We start from the raw sequence: 25,283 nt of genomic DNA, 5'->3' as shown, positions 1-25,283 counted from the left end.
TTCAACCTATTCCGCCGGCGCGTGCACGCCCGACGGCGCCGGGCGCCGGCGCAGGCGGTCGATCAGGAGATAGATCACGGGCGTGGTGTAGAGGGTCAGGATCTGCGACACGAACAGGCCGCCGATGATGGTGATGCCGAGCGGCCGGCGCAGCTCGGTGCCCGGACCGGTCGCAATGACAAGCGGAATGCCGGCGAACAGCGCCGCCATCGTCGTCATCAGGATGGGGCGGAACCGCGCCCGGCAGGCCTCGAAGATCGCATCCCGCGACGACAGGCCCTGATGCCGCTCGGCCTCGAGCGCGAAGTCGACCATCATGATGCCGTTCTTCTTGACGATGCCGATCAACAGGATGATGCCGACGAAGGCGATCACCGTCAGCGGCGTGTTGGTCACCTGCAGCGCCAGCAAGGCACCGAGGCCAGCCGACGGCAAGGTCGAGATGATCGTGATCGGATGGGCCAGGCTCTCATAGAGCACGCCGAGCACGATATACATCGCGACCAGCGCGCCAAGAATCAAAAGCGGCTGTCGCCCGCTGGTCTTGTTGAAGTCGCCGGCATTGCCGTCAAAGCTGCCGCGGATGCCTTCCGGCATATGCAGCTCGTTGACCGCCCGCTGGATATTGGTGGTCGCGACCTCCAGCGGCACGTCCGGCAGCAGGTTGAACGACACCGTGGTCGAGGGGAAGCCGCCGGAGTGAAACACCGCGAGTGCCGACAGACCACGCTCGTAGTGCACCAGCGCCGACAGTGGCACCTGCACGTCATTGGCGCCGGCGACATAGATGCGATCGAGGTTCGACGGGTCGCTCTGGAATCTCGGATCGATCTCGAGCACCACCATGTACTGGTTGCGCTGGGTGTAGATGTACGAGATCTGCCGCTGCGAGAAGGCGTTGTTGAGCGCGTTGTCGATGTCCTGCACGCGGACGCCGAGGCTGGAAGCGGTCTTGCGGTCGATCACGAGGTTGAGCTGCAGGCCGCCTGGATCGCGGTCGGAGGAGACGTCGGTGATGCTCTCCACCGTCTCCATACGCTTGGCGACGATCGGCGCCCATTTCTGCAACAAATCGAGATCGGTCGAGGCGAGCGTGTACTGGTAGTCGGAATCGCTCTGCCGGCCGCCGGTGCGGATATCCTGGGCGGCGAACATGAACAGGCGGATGCCCGGCACCATGAACAAATTGCGGCGCAGCCGGTCGATCACCTGCGTGGTCGAAAGCCCGCCTCGCTCCTCCGGCGGCTTCAGGCTGATGAACATCGTGCCGCGGTTGGAGGTGGCGCCGCCCGGGCCGCCGCCGGAGCCGACCGACGAGCCGATGCCGGCGACTGCGGGATCGGCCATCACGATGTCGGCGAGCCGCTGTTGCAGCAAGAGCATCGCCTGGAACGAGATATCCGCTGAGGCCCGCGTCGAGCCGATGACAAAGCCGCTGTCGTCGGTCGGGAAATAAGCCTTCGGTGTCTTGACGTAGAGCACCACCGTCAGCGCGACAGTGGCGGTGAACACCACCATCGTCAGCCAGGGGTATCCGAGCACACTCCGCAGCGTCCGGGCATAGAACGCCACGACCCGGGACAGCGTGCCTTCGATGGCGCGGTCGTACCAGGTGGCGTGATCCGAGGTCGCCTCCTTGATGTAGTGCGCGCAGATCATCGGCGTGACCGTCAGCGACACCACGGTCGAGACCGCGATCGCAAACACCAGCGTCAGCGAGAATTCCCGCAGCAGCCGGCCGACAATCCCGTCCATGAAGATCAGCGGCGTGAAGGCCGCGACCAGCGACAGCGAGATCGACAGCACCGTGAAGCCGATCTGCTTGGCGCCCTCGACCGCGGCCGGATACGGCGCCATGCCCTGCTCGAGATTGCGGTACATGTTCTCGATCATGACGATGGCGTCGTCGACCACGAAGCCGACCGAGATCGCGAGCGCCATCAGCGACAGATTGTCGATCGAAAATCCGGCGAGCCACATCCCGGCGCAGGTGCCGGCCAGCGCCAGCGGAACCGAGACGCCGGCGGCGATCGTCGGCACCAGGCGGCGCAGGAACACGAACACCACGACCATCACGAGCACGATAGTCGCCAGCAGTGTGAACTGCATGTCCTCGACGCTGGCGCGGATGGTTCCGGTGCGGTCGACCAGCGTCGAGATCTCGACCCCGGCCGGGATCCATTGCTTCAGTTCCGGCAGCAGCTTGCGAACATTGTCGACGGTGTCGATGACGTTGGCGTCACCCTGCTTGGTGATCTGGATCAGCACGGCCGGCTGCTTGTTGAACCAGGCGATCGAGCGCGAGTTGCGGACGGAGTCCTCGACCTCGGCGACATCAGAGAGGCGGACGAAATTGCCGTTCGAGCTCTTGATGACGATGTCGCGGAATTCGGCCGCGGTGCGCATCTGCTTGTTGATCGACAGCGTCTCGCTCAGCCGGTCGCCATTGAAGATACCGACGGGGCCGAGTGGATTGGCATTGATGATCGCGAGCCGGACGTCGTCGGTCGCGATCCCGGCGTTGGCCAGCGACACCGGATTGAGCGCGATGCGCACCGCCGGCTGGTCGGCGCCGCTGACCGTCACCTCGCCGACCCCCGGCACCTGCGAGATGCGCTGCGCCAGTACGGTATCGGCGACGTCGTACATCGCGCTGGTCGAGATCGTCTGCGAGGTCAGTGCCAGCACGAACACCGGCGCCGCGGCCGGATTGGCCTTGCGGAATTTCGGCAGCGACGGCAGGTCGCTCGGCAGATCGGCGAGCGAGGCGTTGATCGCGGCCTGCACGTCGCGCGCGGCGCGGTCGATGTTGCGGCCGATCGAGAACTGCACCTGGATGCTGGTGGTGCCGAGCGAGCTGGTCGAGGTGATCTGGTCGACGCCCGAGATGGTGCCGAGCTTGCGCTCCAGCGGCGCGGCGACGGTCGCGGCCATCACCGACGGATCGGCCCCGGGCCTCGACGCCGACACCCGGATGGTCGGGAAGTCGACATTCGGCACCGACGACACCGGCAGGAACTGGTAGGCGACGATCCCGACCAAAAACAGCCCGATCGCAAGCAGCGTGGTGCCCACCGGCCTGCGAATGAAGGGCTCGGAGATCGAGATCACTGCATGCCCTCGGTGGCGCCCGCGATCGGCGGCCCGCTGGGACCAGCCTCCGGCACGGCCCGCTCGATCCGGCGGTTGAGCCGGTCGAGCGCGAGATAGATCACCGGCGTGGTGTAGAGCGTCAGCAGCTGGCTCAGCAACAGGCCGCCGATGATCGAGATGCCGAGCGGAAAGCGCAGCTCGGCGCCGGTGCCGCTCTCGATCGCAAGCGGCAGCGCGCCGAACAGCGCCGCCAGCGTCGTCATCATGATCGGGCGGAAGCGCAGCAGGCAGGCCTGCACGATGGCGTCATAGGACGACATGCCCTTGTGACGCTCGGCCTCGAGCGCGAAGTCGATCATCATGATCGCGTTCTTCTTGACGATGCCCATCAACAGGATGATGCCGATCAGGCCGATCACCGAGAGGTCCTGCCCGCACAGCATCAGGGCGAGGATGGCGCCGACGCCGGCCGAGGGCAGCGTCGACAGGATGGTGATCGGGTGGATGTAGCTCTCGTAGAGCACCCCGAGCACGATGTAGATCGTGATGATCGCGGCCAGGATCAGCCAGGGCTGGCCGGCAAGCGAGCGGGCGAATTCGGCGGCGTCGCCGGAATAGATGCCGACGATGCTGCCGGGCATCCCGATCCGGGTCTCGATCGCCTTCACCGCCTCGACCGCGTCGCCGAGCGCCTCGCCCGGCGCAAGGTTGAAGCTGAGCGAGACCGACGGGAATTGCGCCTGGTGCGAGATCGCGAGCGGCGCCGTGGTGCGGATCAGGGTTGCCACCGCCGACAGGGGCACCTGCGCGCCGGCGGCGCCGGGCAGATAGAGCTTGTCGAGGATCGACGGGTCGCGCTGGTACATCGGCAGCGCCTCGAGCACCACGCGGTACTGGTTGGCCTGGCCGTAGATCGTCGAGATCTGCCGCTGCGCGAAGGCATCGTTCAGCGTGTCGGTGACGCCCTGCAGATTGACGCCGAGCTGGCCGGCGCGCTGGCGATTGACGTCGAGCGCCGCGCGCAAGCCGCCCTCCTGCGCCTCCGACGAGACGTCGCGGAAGATCGGGTCGCGCCGCATCTCGGCCACCAGTTTCTGCGCCCATTGCGAGACTTCGGCGGCATCCGTCGCGGTCAGAGTGTACTGGTATTGCGAGCGGCTCGATTGCGTCGAGATCTGCACGTCCTGCACCGGCTGGAAGTAGACGGTCATGCCGGGCACCGTCGCGACCCTCTGCTTGAGGCGCTCGATCACCTTGACGACGCCATCCCGCCGCTCGTCGAGCGGCTTCAGCGTCATCACCAGCCGGCCGACATTGGTGGTCGGATTGACCGAGCCCGAGCCGATCACCGAGACCACGCCGACCACATCAGGATCGGCCTTGATGAGGTCGGAGACCGCGGTCTGCCGCCGCTGCATCTCGGCAAACGAGACGTCGGGCCCCGCCTCGGTCACCGCCGTGATCGAGGAGGTGTCCTGCAGCGGCAGGAAACCCTTCGGCGCCAGCACATACATGATCAGGGTCAGCGCGATCGTCGCGAACGTCACCAGCAATGTCGCGCGCTGGCGCTGCAGCACCCAGAGCAGGGTGCGATGGTAGAACTCCACCATCCGGTCGATGAAGCGGCTGACTGCGGCGAGGCCCGGGACCGCCATCTCCTCATGAATGTTCTTGAGCAGCCGCGAGCACATCATCGGCGTCAGCGTCAGCGAGACGATCGCCGAGGTCACGACAGCGATCGTCAAGGTCAGCGCGAATTCGCGGAACATGCGACCGACCAGGCCGGACATGAACAGCAGCGGGATGAACACCGCGATCAGCGACACCGTCAGCGAGATCACGGTGAAGCCGATCTCGCTGGCGCCCTTCAGCGAGGCCTCCATCACGGTCTCGCCGTTTTCCATGTGGCGGACGATGTTCTCGATCATCACGATGGCGTCGTCGACCACGAAGCCGGTTCCGATGGTCAGCGCCATCAGCGACAGATTGTCGAGGCTGAAGCCTGCGAAATACATGACGCCGAAGCTCGTGATCAGCGACAGCGGCAGCGCGACGCCGGCGATCAGGGTCGCGCGCAGCGACCGCAGGAACAACAGCACCACCAGCGTTACCAGCACCACGCTCAGGATCAGCGTGAACTGCACGTCGTGGACCGAGGCGCGGATCGTCACGGTGCGGTCGGAGACGATGGTCAGCTTGACGCCGGCCGGGACCGACCGCTGCAGCCGCGGGATCTCGGCGCGGATCTGCTTGACGACGTCGATAACGTTGGCGCCCGGCTGGCGCTGGATGTCGATGATGACGGCCGGCGTGCCCTGGTACCAGCCGCCGGTGCGGTCGTTCTCCAGCCCGTCGACGATCTGGGCGACGTCGCCGATCGTGACCGGCGAGCCGTTGCGATAGGCGATGATGATCGGCCGGTAGGCGTCGGCAGCCGCGATCTGGTCGTTGGCGGCGATGGTGTAGGATTGCTGCGCGCCGTCGAGCGATCCCTTCGGCCCCGACACGTTGGCGCCGGCGATTGCGTTGCGCAGATCCTCCATCGCGATGCCGTAGGCCGCCAGCCGGGCCAGATCGGCCTGCACGCGCACCGCCGGCTTCAGGCCGCCGAGGATCGAGACCCTGCCCACGCCGGAAATCTGGCTCAGCCGTTGCCCGAGGATGGTGTCAGCGAGATCACTCATCGCCCGCAGCGAGGTCGTCTCCGAGGTCAGCGCCAAGGTCATGACCGGCGCATCCGCCGGGTTCACCTTGGCGTAAACAGGCGGATACGGCAGCGTCTTCGGCAGGATGCCGGCGGCGGCATTGATCGCGGCCTGGACGTCCTGGGTGGCGCCGTCGATGTCGCGGTTGAGATCGAATTGCAGCGAGATCTGGCTGACGCCGAACGAGCTCGTCGAGTTCATCGACGACAGCGACGGAATCTGGCCGAGCTGCCGCTCCAGCGGCGCCGTGATCAGCGAGGCCACCACGTCGGGGCTCGCGCCGGGCAATTGCGTCGACACCTGCACGGTCGGGAAGTCGACCTGCGGCAGCGCGGAGACCGGCAGCGCCCAGTAGCCGAGCGCGCCGCCGATCATCAGCGCGATGCCGAGCAGCGAGGTGGCGATCGGCCGGCGGATGAACGGTTCGGAGACGCTCATGGTTGCGTACTCGCTGTAAGGTCGGACATTACGAGGTCAGGATGCCGGTCATGGCTGCGCCTTCGGTGCGCCGCCCGACTGTTCGCCCCCTGCTGCCGGCGCAGGCGCCGGTCCGGCCTGCCCCTTCTGATCGCCTTCGCCGTGCTCGTGCCGGCCGCGATGCTCGCCGTTCTTGCCTTGCCAGTCCTTCTTGCCGTCCTTGCCCTGATCCTTGCCCGGAGCTTCGCCTTGCGCTCCGCCTCCCTGCGTGCCGCCTTGCGCTCCACCTTGGCCGCCGCGCTTGCCGTCAGGATTGCGGCTGCGCTTGCGCGGCGCGAGATCGGCGGTCGGCGCCGCGTCATCCTTGCCGACCACGACCTTCGCGCCATCGGCGAGATTGGCAAACCCCGTCGTCACGACGCGGTCCGATGTGGTCAGGCCGTTCGCGATGACCGCTTCATGCTCGTTCTGCTGGGTGACCGTGACCGGCTTGGCGGTGACAATGTCGCCCTCGCCGATCACGTAACTGAACGTGCCGGCAGGACCGCGCTGCACCGCCGAGGTCGGCACCACGATGGCCTGCGGCAGCGTCTCGACCTTGAGACGCACATTGACGAACTGGCCGGGCCACAGCTGGTAGCTGGCGTTGGGGAATTCGGCCTTCAGCTTCAGCGTGCCGGTGGTCGGATCGACCTGGTTGTCGATGCCGGTCAGCTTGCCGGTGTCGATCACGGTGACGCCGTCATTGCCGAACACGTCGACCGCAAGCTGGCCCTTCGCCGCGGCGGCGTTCACCCGCATGATCTGCTGCTGCGGCAGGCTGAACCACACCGCGATCGGCTGCAGCTGGGTCAGGATCACGAGCCCGATGGTGTCGGAGGCGTGGATGATGTTGCCCTGGTCGACCTGGCGCAGGCCGGCGCGGCCGGAGATCGGCGCGACGATCTTGGTGTAGCCCAGCGTCGCGCCCGTATTGTCGATCGCGGCCTGGTCGGCCTTGATCAGCGCTTCCTGCTGCGCCACCAGCGCGCGCTGCGTGTCGGCCTGCTGCTTGGAGCCGGCATTGCTGGCGGCGAGCTGTTCATAGCGCGCGAGGTCGAGCTTCTGGTTGGCATGCAGGGCTACGTCCTGTGCCTTCTTGGCGACGGCCTGGTCGTACTGCGCCTGATAGATCGCGGGATCGATCTCGCCCAGCACGTCGTCCTTCTTGACGTCCTGGCCCTCGACGAAATTCACCTTGAGCAGCTTGCCGTCGACCTGCGAGCGCACCGTGACCGTGTTCAGCGCCTTCACCGAGCCGACGCCGTCGAGATAGACCGGCACGTCCTGCACATGCGGCGTCGCCGCAAGCACCGGCACCGGCAAATCGGGCCGCCCGTTGGCGCCGCGCCCGCCGCCACCGTTTTGCTTGGGCTGGAAGGCGAGCCAGCCGAGATAGCCGAGCCCGCCCAGGATCACAAGCGTGATGAGCAGCGACACCATGCGCCCGAGCAGGCGCGAGAGGAGGCCCCGCTTGCGCGGCGCCGTCCTTTTCTCATCGTCCGTCGAGTCGGGCTTAAAGAGCATCGACCGGTCTTTCCATCTTCGGTTCCCAGCCGCCCCCCAATGCCTGGTACAGACTCACGATCGCCAATAGCCGGGCCAGCTGGGCCTGGGAATAAGCATCTTCCGCCTGAAACAGAGTCAGCTGCGTGTTTAGCACAGTTACGATGTCGGCAGTGCCGGCCTTGAGCTGCTGCTCGGCGAGGTCGAAGGCGCGCCGCGAAGACGACAGCACGTCGCGCTGCAGCTGCAACCGCCGCGTGGTCTCGCGTATGGCAACCAGCGCATTGTCGACGTCGGTGAACGACTGAACCACCGTCTTGCGATAGGTTTGCAGCAGCTCGTCCTGCTTGGCCTGGGTGTACTCGAAATTGCCGAGGATCCGGCCGCCATCGAAGATCGGCTGGGTCATGCCGCCGACCAGGTTGAAGAACGCCGCATGCGGTTGGAATAGCGAGACCAGCGCCTGGCTCTGATAGCCACCCTGCCCGGTCAGCTGGATGCTTGGAAAGAACTGCGCCCGCGCGCTGCCGACATTGGCGGTGGCGGATGCGAGTTGCGCCTCCTGCCTGCGGATGTCGGGACGCTGGGTCAGCAATTCCGACGGCAATCCCGGCGTGACGCGCGGAATCCCGACTGCGTTGAGCGAGCCGCCGATGACGCGCACGCTTTCCGGCGGCCGCGACACCAGCACCGCGAGCGCGTTGATGCTCTGGTCGAGCGTCTGCCGCAGTGGCGGCACCAGCGCGCGCTGGTTGGCGAGCACAGTTTCCTGCTGCGCGACGTCGAGGTCGGAACCGGTGCCGGCCTTGAAGCGCTCCTTGATCGCGTTGAGGATGCGCTCGGCGCTGGCGATGTTGCGCTGTGCCGTGCGCAGCCGGTCCTGGCTGGCGAGCACCGTGAAATAGGCGTTGGCGACGCTCGCCAGCGTGGTCAGCGCCACCACCTCGCGGTCGAACCGGTTGGCGACGGCGGTCTCCTCCGCCGCTTGCGCGGCGTCGCGGTTCTGGCCCCAGAAGTCGAGCTGGTAGCTGGCGCTCAGCGAGGCGCTATAATTCACCACCTCGCGCCCGCCATTGGTGAGGCCACTGGCGCTGGAGCCGGAGGTGCGGGAGTAGGTTTCCGATCCGTTGAGATTGAGGGTCGGCAAAAGCGCCGCGCCGGCCTGCCGCGCCAGCGCGTCGGCCTGGCGGAATCGCGCGACTGCCGCGGCGATGTCGAGATTGACGGTCTGCGCCTCCTCCATCAGCTGTGTCAGCTCCTTGGAGCGGAAGCCGCGCCACCAGTCGAGCGTCGGCAGCGCGTCCCCTGGCCGGCCGAGGCGCGCGGCCTTGTAGCCCTGCGGGACGTCGAGCGCCGGATCGGGGATGTCCTGGGTCAGGATGCAGCCGGCCGAGCCCGCAACCAGGCCAAGCGCGAGGAGCGACCGGGTCGCGAGCCGTCGCGCGCGGACGGCGAGGCCAAACCGGCCTCCAGGCACCGTGACGGACATGGACTGGGTCACACCCGTTCTCCGCCGCAGCCAGCCTTCGCCCGCGGCGCACGAATGGCGCGTTCAGCGATGATCTGGGTGACGTTCACGGGTCATGCTTCCAATGGTACCTGACTGTCCCATCCTACCCTTGGGACGATGGGGCGCACAGCCCCGTCACGATCGCGCGACGTCGCATGGCAGGCGATTCGGGGCCACCCCGAATGCCGACTTTCCTCTATTTTTATGGCATTTCCGCACATTTCGGAGCCGTGCCGGAAGTCACGATTCTTACAAAGATTTCATGGGGATTTCTCAGCCCTGTTGCGCCGAATCCGCAAGGATGTGCCGGAGCAACGCCGATCTCGCAGTATCGCGCCCCGCGCCGTCGGGTTTTGATCGGATCTGCCGTGCGCAACTGACGCAAAACCGCGGATCGCAGGACGATTCTGCTGGGCGTCCCGACCGCCGCAAAACGCCGTTCTCCCGATGCCCGTGATATCCGCGCCCGCGCGGCAAAGCGTGTTGGGCCCGCCATTTGCCGCAGTGCAAAAGCCCTTCCCTTTTTCGATCAGCACACTAGGTTCGCGGCAAGCAAGACACAGACCGGCAAAGAAATTCCCCGACATGGTATTCAACAAAGACGTCATCGAAGCGATCGGCAACACGCCGCTCATCAAGCTGAAGCGCGCATCCGAACTGACCGGCTGCACCATTCTGGGCAAGGCCGAGTTCATGAACCCCGGCCAGTCGGTGAAGGACCGCGCCGGCAAATGGATGATCCTGGAAGCCGAGAAGCGCGGCACGCTGAAACCGGGCGGCCTGGTGGTCGAGTCGACCGCGGGCAATACCGGCATCGGCCTTGCGGTCGTGGCGAGTGCGCGCGGCTATCGCACGCTGATCGTCATTCCGGAGACGCAGAGCCAGGAAAAGAAGGACATGCTGCGGCTGTGCGGCGCCGAGCTCGTCGAGGCGCCGGCGCTGCCGTTCTCCAACCCGAACAACTACCAGCATCTGGGCAGGCGTCTCGCCGAACAGCTTCGCAAGACCGAACCGAACGGCGTGCTGTTCGCCGACCAGTGGAACAACCTCGACAATCCCAAGGCGCATTACGACTCGACCGGACCGGAAATCTGGCAGCAGACCGACGGCAAGGTGGATGGCTTCGTCTGCTCGGTCGGCACCGGCGGCACGCTAGCTGGCATCAGCCGCTACCTGAAGGAAAAGAACCCGGCCATCGTCACCGCCTGTGCCGATCCGCACGGCTTCGGGATGTACGAACTGTTCAAGAATGGACAGGTCAAATCGACGCCGGGCGACTCGATCACGGAAGGCATCGGGCTCGGACGCGTCACGCCTGTGGTCGAGACGGCGAACGTCGACACCGCATTCCTGATCTCCGACGAGGAAGCCGTGACCATCATCTACGAGTTGCTGGAGCACGAAGGCCTGTGCCTCGGCGGCTCGACCGGCATCAACATCGCCGGCGCGATCCAGCTCGCCAAGCAGCTCGGCCCGGGCAAGACCATCGTCACCATTCTCTGCGACTCCGGCAACCGCTATCAGTCCAAACTGTTCAACCCGGCCTTCATGCGTTCGAAGAATCTGCCGGTCCCGGAATGGCTGGAAAAGCGCAGCAAGATCGAGCTGCCGCTTGTGTAGCAGGCGACGTCATTCCCGGGCGGTCCGCAGGACCGAACCCGGAATCTCGAGATTCCGGGGGCGATGCGTAAGCATCGAACCCGGAATGACCGAAACAATCACCGCAAGATTTGGCTCAAGAACAGCTTCGACCGCGCGTGCTGCGGGTTGGCGAAGAACTCCTGCGGCGTGTTCGACTCGATGATCTGGCCGGCGTCCATGAACACGACGCGGTTGGCCACCTCCCGGGCAAAGCCCATCTCGTGGGTCACGACCAGCATGGTCATGCCCTCCCTGGCGAGATCGACCATGGTGTCGAGCACCTCCTTGACCATCTCCGGGTCGAGCGCCGAGGTCGGCTCGTCGAACAGCATCACCTTCGGGTTCATGGTCAGCGCGCGGGCGATCGCGACGCGCTGCTGCTGACCGCCGGACATCTGGCCGGGAAACTTGTTGGCCTGGTGCGGAATCTTGACCCGCTCGAGGAACTTCATCGCGGCCGCCTCGGCATCCTTCTTCGGGATGTTGCGCACCCAGATCGGCGCCAGCGTGCAATTGTCGAGCACGGTGAGATGCGGAAACAGGTTGAAGCTCTGGAACACCATGCCGACTTCGCGGCGAACCTCGTCGACGCGGCGCAGGTTCGGGCCGAGCTCGATGCCGTCGACCACGATCTCGCCCTCCTGGAATTCCTCCAGCGCGTTGATGCAGCGGATCAGCGTCGACTTGCCCGAGCCGGACGGGCCGCAGATCACGATGCGCTCGCCCTTGCCGACCTCGAGGTTGATGTCACGCAACACGTGGAAGTCGCCGTACCATTTGTTGAGCGTGGAAATGTTGACGATCGGGGTTGTGGACATGGTGACCCTTGTTCAGTGGCGGCGGTGGGCGTTGAGCCGATTTTCGACGGACAGCGAGTAGCGCGACATTCCAAAGCAGAACACGAAGTAGATGAGGCCGGCGAAGGCGAAGCCGGTGAATGCGGTCGTCGGCGTGGTCCAGACCGGATCGGCGAACGACGCCCGCAATGAGCCCAACAGATCGAACAGCGCGACGATCGATACCAGCGAGGTATCCTTGAACAGCCCGATGAAGGTGTTGACGATGCCGGGGATCACGTAGCGCAGCGCCTGCGGCAACACGATCAGCGAGGTCGTCTTCCACCACGACAGGCCGAGCGCGGAGGCGGCTTCCGGCTGCCCACGCGGCACGGCCGCCAGGCCGCCCCTGATCACCTCGGCCAGATAGGCGCCGGTGAACAGCGCGACCCCGATCAGCGCGCGCATCAGGCCGTCGACGGCGAAATTGCCCGGCACAAACAGCGGCAGCATGTAGGTCGCGAAGAACAGCACCGTGATCAGCGGCACGCCGCGCCAGAATTCGATGAAGGTGATCGAGAAGATCCGGATCAGCGGAATGCTCGACCGACGGCCGAGCGCCAGCGCGATTCCGATCGGCATCGAGGCGACGATGCCGGTGATGGCAATCACCAGCGTCACCAGAAGGCCACCCCACAGCCGCGTATCGACGATCGGAAGGCCGCCGCGGTCGAGCCCCATCAGCTTGATCACGACAGCGATCCCGGCGAACGTCACGAGGCTGCCAATTAGCGCCCGGCGGCCGGTCCGCATGCCACCTCCGAGAACGAACAGAACGGCGGAGACGATCACGGCGGTGACGAGAAAGTCGACCCAGACCGGTTGCGACGAGGCCTGCATCTGGTCGCGCAGCCAGCTCAGCGGATAGATCAACCAATGGATCAGCAAGCCGATCAGGACGATCAGCTTGCCGAGCACCCAGAACAACGGGGCGATCGCCGAGGTCTTGCTGAGATTGACCAGGAGCAGCCCGGCGCCGCCAATGCTCTCGTCGAACAGCTGCAACAGGCCGGCCGTCCAGCTCACGCCGAATCCGGCGATGCCGCCACCATGCAGCAGGAACAATGCCACCGCCGGAAAGGCGAAGAAGAACAGGCCGGAGTTCACCCCCTTGGCCGGCAGTCGCGGAACGAGCAGAGGCAGCAGCAGTAGTGCGGCGAGCAGGAAGGTCAGATTGACGCGCCAGCGCTGGGCTTCCGGATAGAAGCCATAGATCAGCTGCGCCAGCTTGGCCTGGATATAGGGCCAGCAGGCGCCGACCACGTGTCCGGCGTTCTCAGTGAGGCACGCGGTGCGGTCCTTGCCGGTCCAGACCGCGTCGACCAGCAGGAACCTGAACGCCGGGATAACCGTGTACCAGACCAGCAACAATCCGAGGATCGTGAGCAGGATATTGCCTGGCGAGCTCAGCAGCCGCGAACGCAGCAAGCCGATGAAGCCGGTGGTCTTTGCCGGCGCGGGGCGCTCGGGGACCAGATCCTGCCGGACAAAGGACGACGCGGCCATATCCGTCATGTCGCCAGGCTCCGGTTGATGCGCCAGCCGTAGATGCTCATGATGGTGCTCGTCGTCAGCGAAAGCAGCAGATAGACGCCCATCGTCATGGCGATGATCTCGATCGCCTGCCCGGTCTGACTCACCGCCGTGCCGGCGAACACCGACACCAGATCCGGATAGCCGATGGCGACCGCGAGCGACGAATTCTTGGTGAGGTTCAGGTACTGGCTGGTCAGCGGCGGCACGATGACGCGCATCGCCTGCGGCACCACGATCAGCCGCAACGTCGTACTGCGGCTCAGGCCGAGCGAGGAGCCCGCCTCCATCTGTCCCTTGTGCACCGACAGGATGCCGGCGCGGACGATCTCGGCGATGAAGGCCGCCGTGTAGGTCGACAGCGCCACCGTGAGCGCGACGAATTCTGGGATGATCCGCGCCCCGCCAGCAAAGTTGAAGCCTTTCAGTTGCGGCAGTTCGAAGGTGACCGGCCTGCCGAAGATCAGCATCGCGATCAGCGGCAGGCCGACGAGACAACCCGCGACATAGGGTCCGACCCGGATCATCTGCCCGCGTTGGAACAAAGCGCGCGTCGCATAGTGCCGCAAGCCCAGCGCCGCAATGATGCCGACCGCGAGTGCAGCCAGGAACGGATCCAGCCCCGGTTCGCTGACCGGTCGCGGCACGATCAGGCCGCGGTTGTTGAGAAAGAACGCACTGAAGACCGAGATGCTCTGCCGCGGCGCCGGCAGCGCGGCGAGCACCGCGAGATACCAGAACAGGATCTGGAACAGGAGCGGCAAGTTTCGGATGATCTCGACATAGATGCCGCCGATGCGCGACAGCAGCCAGTTCGGCGACAACCGGCAGAGTGCCACGATGAAGCCGATCACGGTTGCGAAGACAATGCCGATCACCGAGACCAGGATCGTGTTCAACAGGCCGACGAAGAACACGCGCCAATAGGTGTCGGCATTTGTGTAGGCGATCAGGCTCTGACTGACGTCAAAGCCCGCATTGTAGTTGAGGAAGCCGAAACCCGACGCAATGTGCTGGGTCTCCAGGTTCAAGCGTGCATTCGCCACGATCTCATAGGCGATCCAGGCCAGGATCGCGGCGAAGCCGATCTGGGCGGCCAACCCGTTCCAGCCGGCCTTGCCGCCAAGCGTACGCTTCAGCCTGAGGGCAAATTGCAGCGGTGGTTTTCGGGGCGCGATGCTCATCGCGGCAGCCGTTGGCTGGGCCGATCAGCGGATCGGCGGCGCGTACTGGATCCCGCCCTTGTTCCAGAGATTGTTGACGCCGCGGGCGATGCCGAGCGGCGAGCCGGTGCCGACATTGCGCTCGAAGGTTTCGCCGTAATTGCCGACCGCCTTGACGATGCGCACGACCCAGTCCTTGGTGAGGCCGAGCTGTTCGCCGAGATTGCCGTCGGTGCCGAGCACCCGCTTCATTTCCGGCTTGTCGGATTTCAGCATCGCGTCGACGTTTTTCTGGGTGATGCCGAGTTCCTCGGCATTGATCATCGCAAACAGCGTCCACTTCACGATGTCGAACCACTGGTCGTCGCCGTGACGCACCATCGGCCCCAGCGGCTCCTTGGAAATGATCTCCGGAAGTACGATGTGATCGGCGGCATTCGCGAGCTTCAGGCGGCTGGCATAGAGCCCGGAGGCGTCGTCGGTGAAGACGTCGCAGCGTCCGGATTCATATGCCTTGACGGCCTCGTCGATGGTGCCGAAAGCGATCACCTCGTACTTCATGTTGTTGCCCTTGAAGAAGTCGGCGAGATTCTGCTCGGTCGTGGTGCCGGTCTGCACGCAGACAGAGGCGCTGTTCAGCTCGAGCGCCGAATTGACCTTGAGCGACTTCTTCACCATGAAGCCCTGCCCGTCATAATAGGTCACGCCGGTGAAATTGGCGCCCAGCGAGGTATCGCGCGACACCGTCCAGGTGGTGTTGCGCGACAGCACGTCGATCTCGCCGGATTGCAGCGCCGTGAAGCGGTCCTTGGCCGACAGCGGCACGAACTTGACCTTGCTCGGATCGTCGAAGATTTCGGCCGCAATGGCCCGGCAGACGTCGACATCGATCCCGGTCCAGTTGCCCTTGTCGTCGGGCGATGAAAAACCAGGCAGACCCTGGCTGACGCCGCAGGACAATTGACCGCGGTCCTTGACCGTCTTGAGGGTTTGCGCCGAGGCCGCCTGGACCGACAGGGCGGCGGCAGCGGCTAGGATGACAGCCAGGGATACGCGTTTCATGGGCAGGGCCTTTCAGGGTCGTCCGTTGGACGTTTGCTTTGTGATCGCCTCGCGTTCACGGGCCATCCCAATGATCCCTTGCAGCAAAAGATGCCTGATCTGACCGGCAGTTTTGGCGCCCAAACCGGTCAGGCAACGGATCGTAGGTCGCGGCAGGCCCCTCAACGTGCGGCGACTGGTAGTTGCGCCGCATCACATAGCGACTGACGAGCCGGGTCAAGGGGTTGACGCATGTCTTCTGCGTCCTGTTAGTAACACCTCCCGGCGTAGCCCTGTCCTCCCGACGCGTTACGACCTCGGCAAAAAGTCTAATGGCAGCGATCCATGACCTCCTCCGACGGCTCCAAGCCCTCCCATCCGCAACATGCCGCAACCCGCCTCGTCACGGCCGGCCGCGACAGCAAGGCCCAAAAGGGCTTCGTCAACCCGCCGGTCTTTCACGGTTCGACCGTGCTCTACCCGACTGCTGAAGACCTCCACGCCCATCGCGCCGAATTTACCTATGGCCGCCACGGCAGCCCAACGACGCGGGCTCTGCAGGACGTGCTGATCGCACTGGAAGGCCCGCAATGCGCCGGCGTCGGCCTCGCCCCGTCGGGACTGTCCGCCATCAGCACCACGCTGCTCGCCGTGCTGAAGGCCGGCGATCATCTGCTGGTGTGCGACAACGCCTATCGGCCGACCCGCAATTTCTGCGACAATATGCTCAAGCGCTACGGCATCGAGACCAGCTATTTCGATCCGCTGATCGGCGCCGGCATCGAGACGCTGTTCAAGCCGAGCACCCGCGCCGTGCTGGTCGAGGCACCCGGCTCGCAAACCTTCGAGATGCCCGATGTGCGCGCGATAGCGGCCGTCGCGCACGCCCGCGGCGCGCTCGTGATCGACGACAACACCTGGGCGACGGCGCTCTATCACCGCTCGCTCGAACAGGGCGTCGACATCAGCATGCAGGCCGGCACCAAATATGTCGGCGGCCATTCCGACATCATGTTCGGCACCATCGCGGCCAATGCGAAGGCCTGGCCGCTGGTGCAGGAGGCGATCCGGCTGCTCGGCGTCTGCGCCGGACCTGACGACGTCTATCTCGCGCTGCGCGGTGTCCGCACGCTCTCGGTGCGGCTTGCGCAGCACCACCGCTCCGGGCTCGAGATGGCGCGCTGGCTTGCGGCGCGGCCCGAGGTCGAGCGCGTGCTGCACCCTGCCCTCGAGACCGATCCGGGGCACGCGATCTGGAAGCGCGACTTCACCGGCGCCTCCGGCCTGTTCAGCATCGTGCTCAAGCCTGTGCCGCAGAGCGCGGTCGACGCGATGCTCAATTCGCTGACGCTGTTCGGCATGGGCTTTTCCTGGGGCGGCTTCGAGAGCCTCGCGATCCCGTTCGACTGCAGCGACTATCGCACCGCGACCAAATGGTCGCCGGGCGGGCCGGCACTGCGGCTGCACATCGGGCTGGAAAATCTCGACGACCTCAAGTCGGATCTCGATCGCGGATTTGCGGCGTTGAAGGCCGCGCTCTGATCCTGACGCGCGCCTCGCGCGTTAGACGATATTTAACCACGACCGACCGGCCGTGACGCCGCGCTGCGACCGACGACGCGCGCGTTGAGCCCGCTCGATCTCCGGGATTCTGCGGAGAAGTGACGGCGCCGATAACTCGCCGTTCACCATCCCCACCAATCCCTTAATTGTCCGGACCTTCAATCAAGTTCCCTTATACTTTTGCGGCCGTAGTGATGCTCACGGGAAGGGCTGTCGGTGCCGCAAGGACGTGACTGCCCGGCGTTAAGGGCATTCAGACAATCGCATGAAGACGGCACGCATCGTGGTCCTCGGCATCGCCGGCGTCGCAGGCCTCGCGGCCATGTACCTCGCAAGCATTGGCGATCGCAAACCGGCACCGCCGCCACCGCCGGTGGCGCAGTTGCCGACCGTCGAGGTGCTGGTGGCGAAGTCCGACATCGGCCTCGGTCAGTCGCTCAAGGCCGAAGACGTGCAGTGGCAGCGCTGGCCGGCTGAAACCGCGAGCAGCGCGTTCCTGCGCCATGACACCAATGCCGACGCCATGACCGAAGTGATCGGCTCGATCGCGCGCGCCCCCTTCATAGTCGGCGAACCGATCCGCGAGCAAAAGCTGGTCAAGGCCAATGGCAGCGGCTTCATGGCCGCGATCCTGCCCTCCGGCATGCGCGCGATCTCCACGGAAATCTCGCCGGAAACCGGCGCCGGCGGCTTCATCCTGCCGAACGACCGCGTCGATGTGATCCTGTCGCGACGCGACAAGAATCCCGATCAGCAGCAAGGCGCCCGCGATATCGTTACCACCGAAATCCTACTGTCCAACGTCCGCGTGCTGGCGATCGACCAGGCGCCGAAGGAGAAGGACGGCAACAACTCCCTCGTCGGCAAGACCGTGACCCTCGAGCTCAAGCCCGAACAGGCCGAGACGCTCGCGCGTGCGCGGCAAACCGGCACGCTGGCGCTCGCGCTGCGCAGCATCGCCGACGTCAACGAGACGATCGATCAGACCAACGACCATGCCCCGAAGCGGGGCGAGAGCATCAAGGTGGTGCGCTTCGGCGTCCCGAGCTCTCAGACGACACAGAAGTGATGGGGGCTTCGACATGACATCGGGTGCAAGACAACTGGCAACGCCGACCACGCTGGTCCGTTCGCTGTCATTCTCGGCGGTGACCGCGCTGATGCTGATCCCTGCCCTCGCCATCGCGGCCGATCCCGACAAGAACGCGGATGTCGCGGTGACGAGCAGCATTGCCGCCAAGACGCGCTTCGTCTCGCTCGGCGTCGGCAAGTCTGTCGTGGTCGACCTGCCGCGCGAGGCCAAGGACGTCCTGGTCGCCGATCCCAAGATCGCCAACGCCGTGATCCGCTCGGCGCAGCGCGCCTACATCATCGGCGCGGCGGTCGGCCAGACCAACGTGGTGTTCTTCGACGCCGACGGCAACCAGGTCGCCTCCTACGACATCGCGATCAAGCGCGACCTCAACGGCATGCGCGCGGCGCTGAAGCAGATGCTGCCGGGCGTCCAGATCGAGGGCGTCGGAGAAAGCGTGGTGCTGAGCGGCACGGTTGCGAGCCCGGTCGAAGCGCAGCAGGCGGGCGAGATCGCCGCGAAGCTGGTCGGCAGCGCCGACAAGGTCGTCAACTCCATCGTGGTGCGCGGCCGTGACCAGGTGATGCTCAAGGTCACCGTCGCCGAAGTGCGCCGCGACGTCGTCAAGCAGCTCGGTGTCGATCTCAGCGCCAACATGAACTACGGCACCGCCGCGGTGGTCTTCAACAACGCCAACGCCTTCACCGCCAACAATGGACCGCTCGCCCCGGGCAACGTGCTGACCGGAGCGGCCCTGAACAAGCTCGGCGTGCCGACGGTCACCGCGACGCTGCGCGCGATGGAGAGCGCGGGCGTGGTCAAGACGCTGGCCGAGCCCAACCTCACCGCGATCTCGGGCGAGTCGGCGACCTTTATTTCAGGCGGCGAGTTTCCGATTCCGACCGGCGTCACCTGCCAGACCACGACGTCGGGCACGATCGGCAATTGCGTCCAGACCGTCAGCTTCAAGAAGTTCGGCATCTCGCTCAACTTCACTCCGGTGGTGCTGTCCGAAGGACGCATCAGCCTGAAGGTGATGACCGAGGTCTCCGAAGTCTCGATGGACAACGCGCTGACCGGCGGCCAGGGCGGCACGACGATTCCCTCGATCAAGACCCGCCGCGCCGACACCACCCTGGAAGTGCCCTCCGGCGGCTCGATCGCGATGGCTGGATTGATCCAGGAACAGACCAAGCAGGCCGTCAACGGAATGCCCGGGGTCGATCAGATCCCGGTCCTCGGCCAGCTGTTCAGGAGCCAGGACTTCGTCAACAACGAGACCGAACTCATGGTCATCGTGACTCCCTATGTGGTGCGTGCCGTCGCGCAGAAGGAATTGTCCCGTCCGGATGACGGCTTTGCCCCGGCGTCCGACGCGCAGTCGGCGCTGCTGGCGCGGGTCAATCGCATCTACGGCGTTGCCGCACGTGCCGAACCGATCGGCGCCACGCCGGTCAATTTCGGCTTCATCATCGACTGAGGCGGGAACCTAATGGGGTTGGGGGATCGAATGATGACACGCAACACACGGAACGGTCGGGCCAGAACGCTGCCGCTGTTCGGCGCCCTTCTCGTCAGCGCGATCGCGCTTGGCGGCTGCAATCTGACCGGCGATAATATGGCCACCGGAACGGTCCCCGACGACTACCGGCAACGGCACCCGATCGCGGTCACCGAGGGCGAGCAGTCGATCGTGGTCTTCGTGGGCCGGGCCCGCGGCAATCTCACCGAAACCCAACGCGACGACGTGATGGGGCTGGCCCGCACCTGGCGCCGCGAAGGCACCGGCGCGATTGCGATCGACGTGCCGGCCGACACCCCGAACTCGCGCTCGGCGCAGGCGGTGTACCAGGAGATCCGCGGATTGCTCGCGTCGATGGGCGTGCCCGCCCACGCCATCACCAGGCGCGCCTATCGCGTGGACGATCCGCGCGCGCTTGCCACCATTCGCCTCAGCTATCCGAAGATGGCCGCAGTCGCCGGCCCCTGCGGATTGTGGCCGGCCGACCTCGGTCCCTCGATCTACAATCCCGCCTACAACGAGAACAAGCAGTACGACAATTTCGGCTGCGCCACGCAGCGCAACCTCGCCGCGATGGTCGCCAATCCGTCCGACCTCGAACAGCCCAGGACCGAGACCGCAGCCTACACGCCGCGCCGTTCGATCGCGTTCGAGAAATATCGCAAGGGCGAAACGACCGCGACCACCTATCCCGAAGCCGAGAAAGCCAAGCTGAGCGACGCCGCGAAATGACAGCCGAACAACAAGACGAGCCGCAGCACGGCAACGACTACATCGCGCCGGCGCCGCGGATTTCCGTGCAGGCCTTCTGCGCCAGCGTCGCGACCGCCACCACCGCGCGCGCCGCTGCCGACGACCGGCGGCTCGCCAAGGCCCACCTCTCCGTCCATATGGGCGGCATTGCCGCGGCGATCGACACCTATCACAAGGCGCCGACGCCCAACGTCATCATGCTGGAAACCGAGCCGGACAGCGATTTCCTCGCCGGTCTCGACGAGCTTTCCACGGTCTGCGATCCCGGCACCCGCGTCGTCGTGCTCGGCATGCCCGGTGAGGCTGCGCCGTATCGCGAACTGGTGCGGCGCGGCGTCAACGATTACGTCATCGGCCCGGTCAAGGTGCTCGATATCGTGCGCTCGATCTGCAGCCTGTTCTCGTCCTCCGAAGCGGTTTCCGTCGGCCGCCTGATTGCGGTCGCGGGCGCCAAGGGCGGCGTCGGCGCCTCGACCATCGCCCACAATGTCGCCTGGACCATCGCGCGCGACCTCGGGCTGGATTCGGTCGTCATCGATCTCGACCTCGCCTTCGGCACCGCCGGCCTCGACTACAACCAGGATCCGGTGCAAGGCATCGCCAACGCAGTGTACGCCCCCGAGCGGCCGGACAGCGCCTTCATGGAGCGCCTGCTTTCGAAGTGCGGCGATCATCTCAGCCTGCTGGCGGCGCCTGCCACGCTCGATCAGGTCTACGATTTTGGTGCCGAAGCGTTCGATGCCATCTTCGATACGATGCGGATGACCACATCCTGCATCGTGCTCGACGTTCCGCATCAATGGACCGCCTGGACCAAACGCGTGCTGGTCGGCGCCGACGATATCCTGATCGTGGCCGAGCCCGACCTCGCCAACATGCGCAACACCAAGAACATGATGAACCTGCTGAAGACCGCGCGGCCCAACGACCGGCCGCCGCTCTACTGCCTGAACCAGGTCGGCATGTCGAAGCGTCCAGAGATCGAGGTCAAGGACTTCGCCAAGACGATCGACAGCCAGCCGATCGCAGCGATCCCGTTCGACTGCAGGCTGTTCGGCGAAGCCGCCAATAATGGTCAGATGATCGCGGAAGTCTCCGCGCGTCATCGCACCACGAGGACCTTCCTGCAGATCGCCCATCGCCTGACCGGCCGCGCCGACCTTGCGGAAGCCCGCGAGTCGTTCCTGTCGCCGATCCTCAGGAAGCTGCAGCCGCGCCATAACGACGGCCGCCGGGCCGCGGGCTAGCATTGCTGATCCCAGGTTTCGCTATCTCAGGTATCGTTCGACCTAGTCGCGACGGATGGTCGCGACCGGAATCTTGTCCGTATCGGTCCGGCCCACGTCCCTGCGCGCCAACAGCCGCTTCAGCGCGGCGACATTGGCCGAGCCCTCTTCCGGCGCCAAATCGGCCTTCATGATGGTCTCGGCCTCGGACTGGCGGCCCTGCAGACCGATCACGACGGCAAGGTTGGTTCGCACCCGCATGTCGCCTGGCGCGCGCTCCCGGGCGCGGCGCAGGGTCTCCTCGGCCTTCGGCAGATCCTTCGACAGCAGATAGGACAGGCCGAGATTGGAGAGCACCGACGGATCGTCGGGCACGATCTTGAGCGCACTCGCGTAGTACTGGCGGGCCTCGTCGTGGCGATCGAGCTGATCGAGCACGGCGCCTTGCGCCGACAGGATGCGCCAGTCCGGGTCTTCCGGGGTGTGTGCGCGCCCGAGCACGTCGAATGCCTGCTGGAAATTGCCGTTGTCGGCGAGCGCACGGCCGTAGCCTGCGAGCAGCGCCTTGTTGCTCGGCTGCGCCAGGACCGCCTGCTCCATGACCGCGACCGCCTGCGCCCGCTGGCCGGTGGCGCGCAGCGCCCGGGCGTATTTCAGAGCGGCGTCGGTGTCTTTCGGGTTGGCGCGGACGCGCTCGTGGTAGGTCGCGATGTCGCGCCGGGGATCGGCGGGAGCCGGCGTGGCCTCCGCGGTGTCGCCCAATGACCCCGTGATGTCGGACGGACCCGAAGTCTGACAGGCGGACAGCCCGACCAGCAGGACCAGCAGGACCACGGCGGATACCGGACCAGCGAGACGGCGTGCGCGGCCTTTCGGTCGGGATAGTTTCTCAGACATCAAATGAGACTCGGAACAGCGAAGGTTCCGGGATGCTCACAGCTTAACCCTAAGTTCCGGTTAAGGATGCCATCATGTCGCCGCCATGCCTGCCCGCGAGGCGGCACGGGCCGCTTCGCGGGTCGCAGGCGTAGTGGCCGATCAGTCGACGAACTGGGCGCCGAATTCGTGTCCGATCTGCCAAGCCAGACGACACTGACGCGGACTGCCGGTCGACAGGATGATGGTGAATTCCGGCGGGATCTCGAGATATTCGGCGATCACCTTGACACCTCCGGCGGAGATATCGGTGATCATGCAGTCGCGTGGCAGCGACCCCGTGCCCAACTGAATTTTGGCGACGCTCCGGCACGCGCGGCGTTCGCTCTTGCGGCGATTCATGAACATACTGATCCCCAAGCCCTCGGCTGGATAGTTTCTCGTTCCTACCGTCATAACGAGGAAAGATTGGGAACTGCCTAGCGGAACCAATCGCAATTGAGCGGTCGTGTTCGAGAATCATTTACCGGGGGCGCGGCCTGGCCCCGGTGTGCCGCCAGCATGGTTTGACCGCGGCACACTCCCAAAATTAACAATTTCCTAGTCGCATTGCCGGGCGTGCTCGCCCTGGAATAGCATTTGCTGTTCCCGACAATTGGGAGGCAAACAGACATGAAAGCCTTGTCACTGCTCGTCGCAGCCGTCCTGTCAGCGGCTCCTGCGTATGCCGGACCCCCGCAACGCGCCAACAACATGACGATCACTGCGGACACCCGCATCGGATGCAACGGCACGACCGGGTGGGGCGGCACGGCGGTGCCATGCAGGAACTACTACAACTTCGCCAACGTCAACGATTGCCATTCGAAGCTGCTCAACCTCGGTTGGGATAACAACGCCCTCGCCTGGTACTGCACCAATCTGGGCCTGAAGTAGCCCGTCGGCACCCCACAGATCGATCGAGGCCGCTTCGGTTGGCGGCCTCTTTCATGACGGCCCCTCCCCGTCATCAGGTTCCAACGGGAACAAAAAGGGGTTGATATCAGGTCATTTGACTATAGCGTGCGCCCCTTCGACTCGAATTTTCCGGGATATCAGGAAGTATGGGAAGCCTAGTTCTGCTCGATCTGATGGGGGGCGTCGCGCTCCTGCTGTGGGGCCTGCACATGGTCCACAGCGGGATTCTGCGGGCTTTCGGGCCGGATTTGCGGCTGTTGCTGGCGAGAGCGCTGAACAACCGGTTCAGCGCCCTTGGCGCCGGCCTTGGCCTGACCGCCCTGCTGCAGAGCTCAACCGCCACCGCCCTGATCACCAGTTCCTTCGCCGCCGAGGAAATCGTCAGCCTGGTGCCGGCGCTCGCGATCATGCTCGGCGCCAATATCGGCACCACGCTGATCGTGCAGGTGCTGTCGTTCAATGTTGCCGCTGTTGCGCCGGTGCTGTTCATCACCGGCCTGGTCGCTTTCCGCAGCGGGCCGCGCTCCCGGATCAAGGATATCGGCCGCGTCTCGATCGGCCTCGGCCTGATGCTGCTGGCGCTGCACATCCTGCTCGATACGATGGCGCCGGCCGAGAATGCACCGAGCGTGCGCGTGTTCCTGGGCGCGATCACCGGCGATCCCGTGCTCTGCATCTTCATCGGCGCGGTCGTCACCTGGCTGGTCCATTCCAGCGTCGCCAGCGTGCTGCTGGTGATGTCGCTGGCCTATTCCCAGTTCATCTCGCCCTATGCCGCGTTTGCGCTCGTGCTCGGCGCCAATCTCGGCAGCGCCATCAATCCGTTGATGGAGGGCGCGCGGCGCGACAATCCGGCGAGCTACCGCCTGCCGGTCGGCAACCTCGTCAATCGCGTTGTCGGCATCCTGCTGGTGGCACCGTTCCTGCGCCCGATCACCGAGTATATTCATGCTTGGCAGCCCGATCTCGCCAAGGCGACCGCGCTGTTCCACATTGCCTTCAACGTTGCGACCGCGCTGCTGTTCATCGGCGTGCTCGACCACATGGCGCGGCTGCTCGAACGTCTGTTGCCGAAGCGGGCGCAGGAGACCGATCCCTCACAGCCACGCTATCTCGACGAGAGCGCGCTGGAGACGCCGTCGCTCGCGCTGGCCGATGCCGCGCGCGAGGTGCTGCATATGGGCGACCACACCGAGGCCATGCTGCGCAAAGTGATGGCGGCGATGATGACCAACGATCGCGCCCTGGTCGACCAGGTGTCGAAGATGGACAACACCGTCGACCGGCTCAACGAGGCGATCAAGCTTTACGTCACGAAACTCACCCGCGGCAGCCTGGACGAGCGCGAAGGCCAGCGCGCCATGGAGATCGTGTCCTTTGCGATCAATCTCGAGCATATCGGCGACATCATCGACAAGAATCTGAGCGAGCTCGCGACCAAGAAGATCAAGCACCGCCTGCAATTCTCCGCCGAGGGCGCCGAGGAATTGTCGGCGTTCCACAAGCGCACGATCGACTCGCTGCGGATCGCGTTCGGCGTGTTCATGTCGGGCGACGCCAACGAGGCGCGCAAGCTGCTCAGCGAGAAGGCGGCGCTGCGCGCGGCCGAACTGACCGCCGTCGAGCGGCATCTGGTGCGCCTGCGCGAAGGCCGGCCCGAGACCATCGAGACCACGTCGCTGCATCTCGACGTGCTGCGCGATCTTCGCCGCATCCATTCGCATATCTGCTCGGTCGCCTACCCCGTGCTCGACGCCGCCGGCGAGACCGCCGCCGATCGCGAGAACGCGGTGGATACGGCCGAACTTCCGGCACCCGGGCGGCTCTGAT

19 protein-coding genes are annotated in these 25,283 nt (G+C 65.3%); 9 read left to right on the top strand and 10 right to left on the bottom strand.

All coding sequences use genetic code 11. The features are described 5' to 3' along the window. Window positions 1–6: 6 nt before the first annotated feature. From K359_RS0137935 to K359_RS0137920, 4 genes are read right to left on the bottom strand one after another with little or no spacing between them, the layout of a single operon-like run. Window positions 7–3,111, bottom strand: coding sequence for an efflux RND transporter permease subunit (locus K359_RS0137935; RefSeq protein ID WP_029083907.1), 3,105 nt, complete (start codon window positions 3,109–3,111; stop codon window positions 7–9). Further along, window positions 3,108–6,236, bottom strand: a complete 3,129-nt coding sequence (locus tag K359_RS0137930) for an efflux RND transporter permease subunit (protein WP_029083906.1) — start codon at window positions 6,234–6,236, stop codon at window positions 3,108–3,110. Before K359_RS0137930 ends, K359_RS0137935 begins: the two co-directional genes overlap by 4 nt. A 48-nt stretch (window positions 6,237–6,284) precedes the next feature. Then, window positions 6,285–7,781, bottom strand: a complete 1,497-nt coding sequence (locus K359_RS0137925) for an efflux RND transporter periplasmic adaptor subunit (protein WP_029083905.1) — start codon at window positions 7,779–7,781, stop codon at window positions 6,285–6,287. Next, window positions 7,771–9,249, bottom strand: coding sequence for an efflux transporter outer membrane subunit (locus K359_RS0137920; RefSeq protein WP_156928878.1), 1,479 nt, complete (start codon window positions 9,247–9,249; stop codon window positions 7,771–7,773). The genes K359_RS0137925 and K359_RS0137920 overlap by 11 nt, the downstream gene beginning before the upstream one ends. Before the next feature lie 203 nt (window positions 9,250–9,452). On the opposite strand from K359_RS0137920, the gene K359_RS61965 reads away from it, so the two are divergent. Further along, the gene (locus K359_RS61965; RefSeq protein ID WP_156928870.1) at window positions 9,453–9,650 is read left to right on the top strand and encodes a hypothetical protein; all 198 of its coding nucleotides are present in this window, start codon (window positions 9,453–9,455) and stop codon (window positions 9,648–9,650) included. 205 nt (window positions 9,651–9,855) lie between these two features. Further along, window positions 9,856–10,890, top strand: a complete 1,035-nt coding sequence (locus K359_RS0137915; RefSeq protein WP_029083903.1) for a cysteine synthase A — start codon at window positions 9,856–9,858, stop codon at window positions 10,888–10,890. 98 nt (window positions 10,891–10,988) lie between these two features. Here K359_RS0137915 and K359_RS0137910 read toward each other — a convergent pair whose 3' ends face one another. Genes K359_RS0137910 through K359_RS0137895 form a run of 4 tightly spaced genes read right to left on the bottom strand, consistent with a single transcriptional unit; the run spans window position 10,989 to window position 15,505 of the window. Then, window positions 10,989–11,729: an amino acid ABC transporter ATP-binding protein gene (locus K359_RS0137910; RefSeq protein WP_029083902.1), complete on the bottom strand. Its 741-nt coding sequence runs from the start codon at window positions 11,727–11,729 to the stop codon at window positions 10,989–10,991. A 12-nt stretch (window positions 11,730–11,741) separates the two neighbouring features. Further along, a complete protein-coding gene (locus K359_RS0137905) occupies window positions 11,742–13,262 on the bottom strand; it encodes an amino acid ABC transporter permease (RefSeq protein ID WP_029083901.1) in 1,521 nt (506 codons plus the stop codon). Next, window positions 13,259–14,464, bottom strand: a complete 1,206-nt coding sequence (locus K359_RS0137900; RefSeq protein ID WP_029083900.1) for an amino acid ABC transporter permease — start codon at window positions 14,462–14,464, stop codon at window positions 13,259–13,261. Before K359_RS0137900 ends, K359_RS0137905 begins: the two co-directional genes overlap by 4 nt. A gap of 24 nt (window positions 14,465–14,488) precedes the next feature. Then, a complete protein-coding gene (locus tag K359_RS0137895) occupies window positions 14,489–15,505 on the bottom strand; it encodes an amino acid ABC transporter substrate-binding protein (RefSeq protein WP_029083899.1) in 1,017 nt (338 codons plus the stop codon). 324 nt (window positions 15,506–15,829) lie between these two features. On the opposite strand from K359_RS0137895, the gene metC reads away from it, so the two are divergent. The 5 genes from metC to K359_RS0137870 all read left to right on the top strand — a co-directional run bounded on the left by metC (window position 15,830) and on the right by K359_RS0137870 (window position 21,641). Beyond that, window positions 15,830–17,026 (top strand): cystathionine beta-lyase, encoded by a 1,197-nt coding sequence (gene metC, locus K359_RS0137890; protein ID WP_029083898.1) that lies wholly within the window; start codon window positions 15,830–15,832, stop codon window positions 17,024–17,026. A gap of 286 nt (window positions 17,027–17,312) precedes the next feature. After that, entirely contained in the window at window positions 17,313–18,116 is an 804-nt protein-coding gene (gene cpaB / locus K359_RS0137885; RefSeq protein ID WP_029083897.1) for a Flp pilus assembly protein CpaB, read from the top strand. Window positions 18,117–18,129: 13 nt separating this feature from the next. Next, the gene (locus K359_RS0137880; RefSeq protein WP_029083896.1) at window positions 18,130–19,599 is read left to right on the top strand and encodes a type II and III secretion system protein family protein; all 1,470 of its coding nucleotides are present in this window, start codon (window positions 18,130–18,132) and stop codon (window positions 19,597–19,599) included. 30 nt (window positions 19,600–19,629) lie between these two features. Next, window positions 19,630–20,373 (top strand): CpaD family pilus assembly protein, encoded by a 744-nt coding sequence (locus K359_RS0137875; RefSeq protein ID WP_156928869.1) that lies wholly within the window; start codon window positions 19,630–19,632, stop codon window positions 20,371–20,373. Beyond that, window positions 20,370–21,641 (top strand): AAA family ATPase, encoded by a 1,272-nt coding sequence (locus K359_RS0137870; protein WP_029083894.1) that lies wholly within the window; start codon window positions 20,370–20,372, stop codon window positions 21,639–21,641. Before K359_RS0137875 ends, K359_RS0137870 begins: the two co-directional genes overlap by 4 nt. A gap of 42 nt (window positions 21,642–21,683) precedes the next feature. Here K359_RS0137870 and K359_RS54300 read toward each other — a convergent pair whose 3' ends face one another. Together K359_RS54300 and K359_RS0137860 are read right to left on the bottom strand one after the other, a co-directional pair. After that, complete coding sequence (locus K359_RS54300) at window positions 21,684–22,517, bottom strand: tetratricopeptide repeat protein (protein WP_051346634.1); 834 nt, start codon at window positions 22,515–22,517, stop codon at window positions 21,684–21,686. Window positions 22,518–22,658: 141 nt separating this feature from the next. Continuing rightward, complete coding sequence (locus K359_RS0137860) at window positions 22,659–22,904, bottom strand: PilZ domain-containing protein (RefSeq protein WP_029083893.1); 246 nt, start codon at window positions 22,902–22,904, stop codon at window positions 22,659–22,661. Between the two features lie 264 nt (window positions 22,905–23,168). Here K359_RS0137860 and K359_RS0137855 point away from each other — a divergent pair, with 264 nt between their 5' ends. Together K359_RS0137855 and K359_RS0137850 are read left to right on the top strand one after the other, a co-directional pair. Further along, a complete protein-coding gene (locus K359_RS0137855; RefSeq protein WP_029083892.1) occupies window positions 23,169–23,432 on the top strand; it encodes a hypothetical protein in 264 nt (87 codons plus the stop codon). Window positions 23,433–23,599: 167 nt separating this feature from the next. After that, window positions 23,600–25,282: a Na/Pi cotransporter family protein gene (locus K359_RS0137850; RefSeq protein ID WP_029083891.1), complete on the top strand. Its 1,683-nt coding sequence runs from the start codon at window positions 23,600–23,602 to the stop codon at window positions 25,280–25,282. Window position 25,283: the final 1 nt, after the last annotated feature.

The sequence above is a fragment of the Bradyrhizobium sp. th-b2 genome (assembly GCF_000426785.1).
Taxonomy (GTDB): domain Bacteria; phylum Pseudomonadota; class Alphaproteobacteria; order Rhizobiales; family Xanthobacteraceae; genus Bradyrhizobium; species Bradyrhizobium septentrionale.
This window is presented reverse-complemented; position numbering and strand designations above follow the sequence as displayed.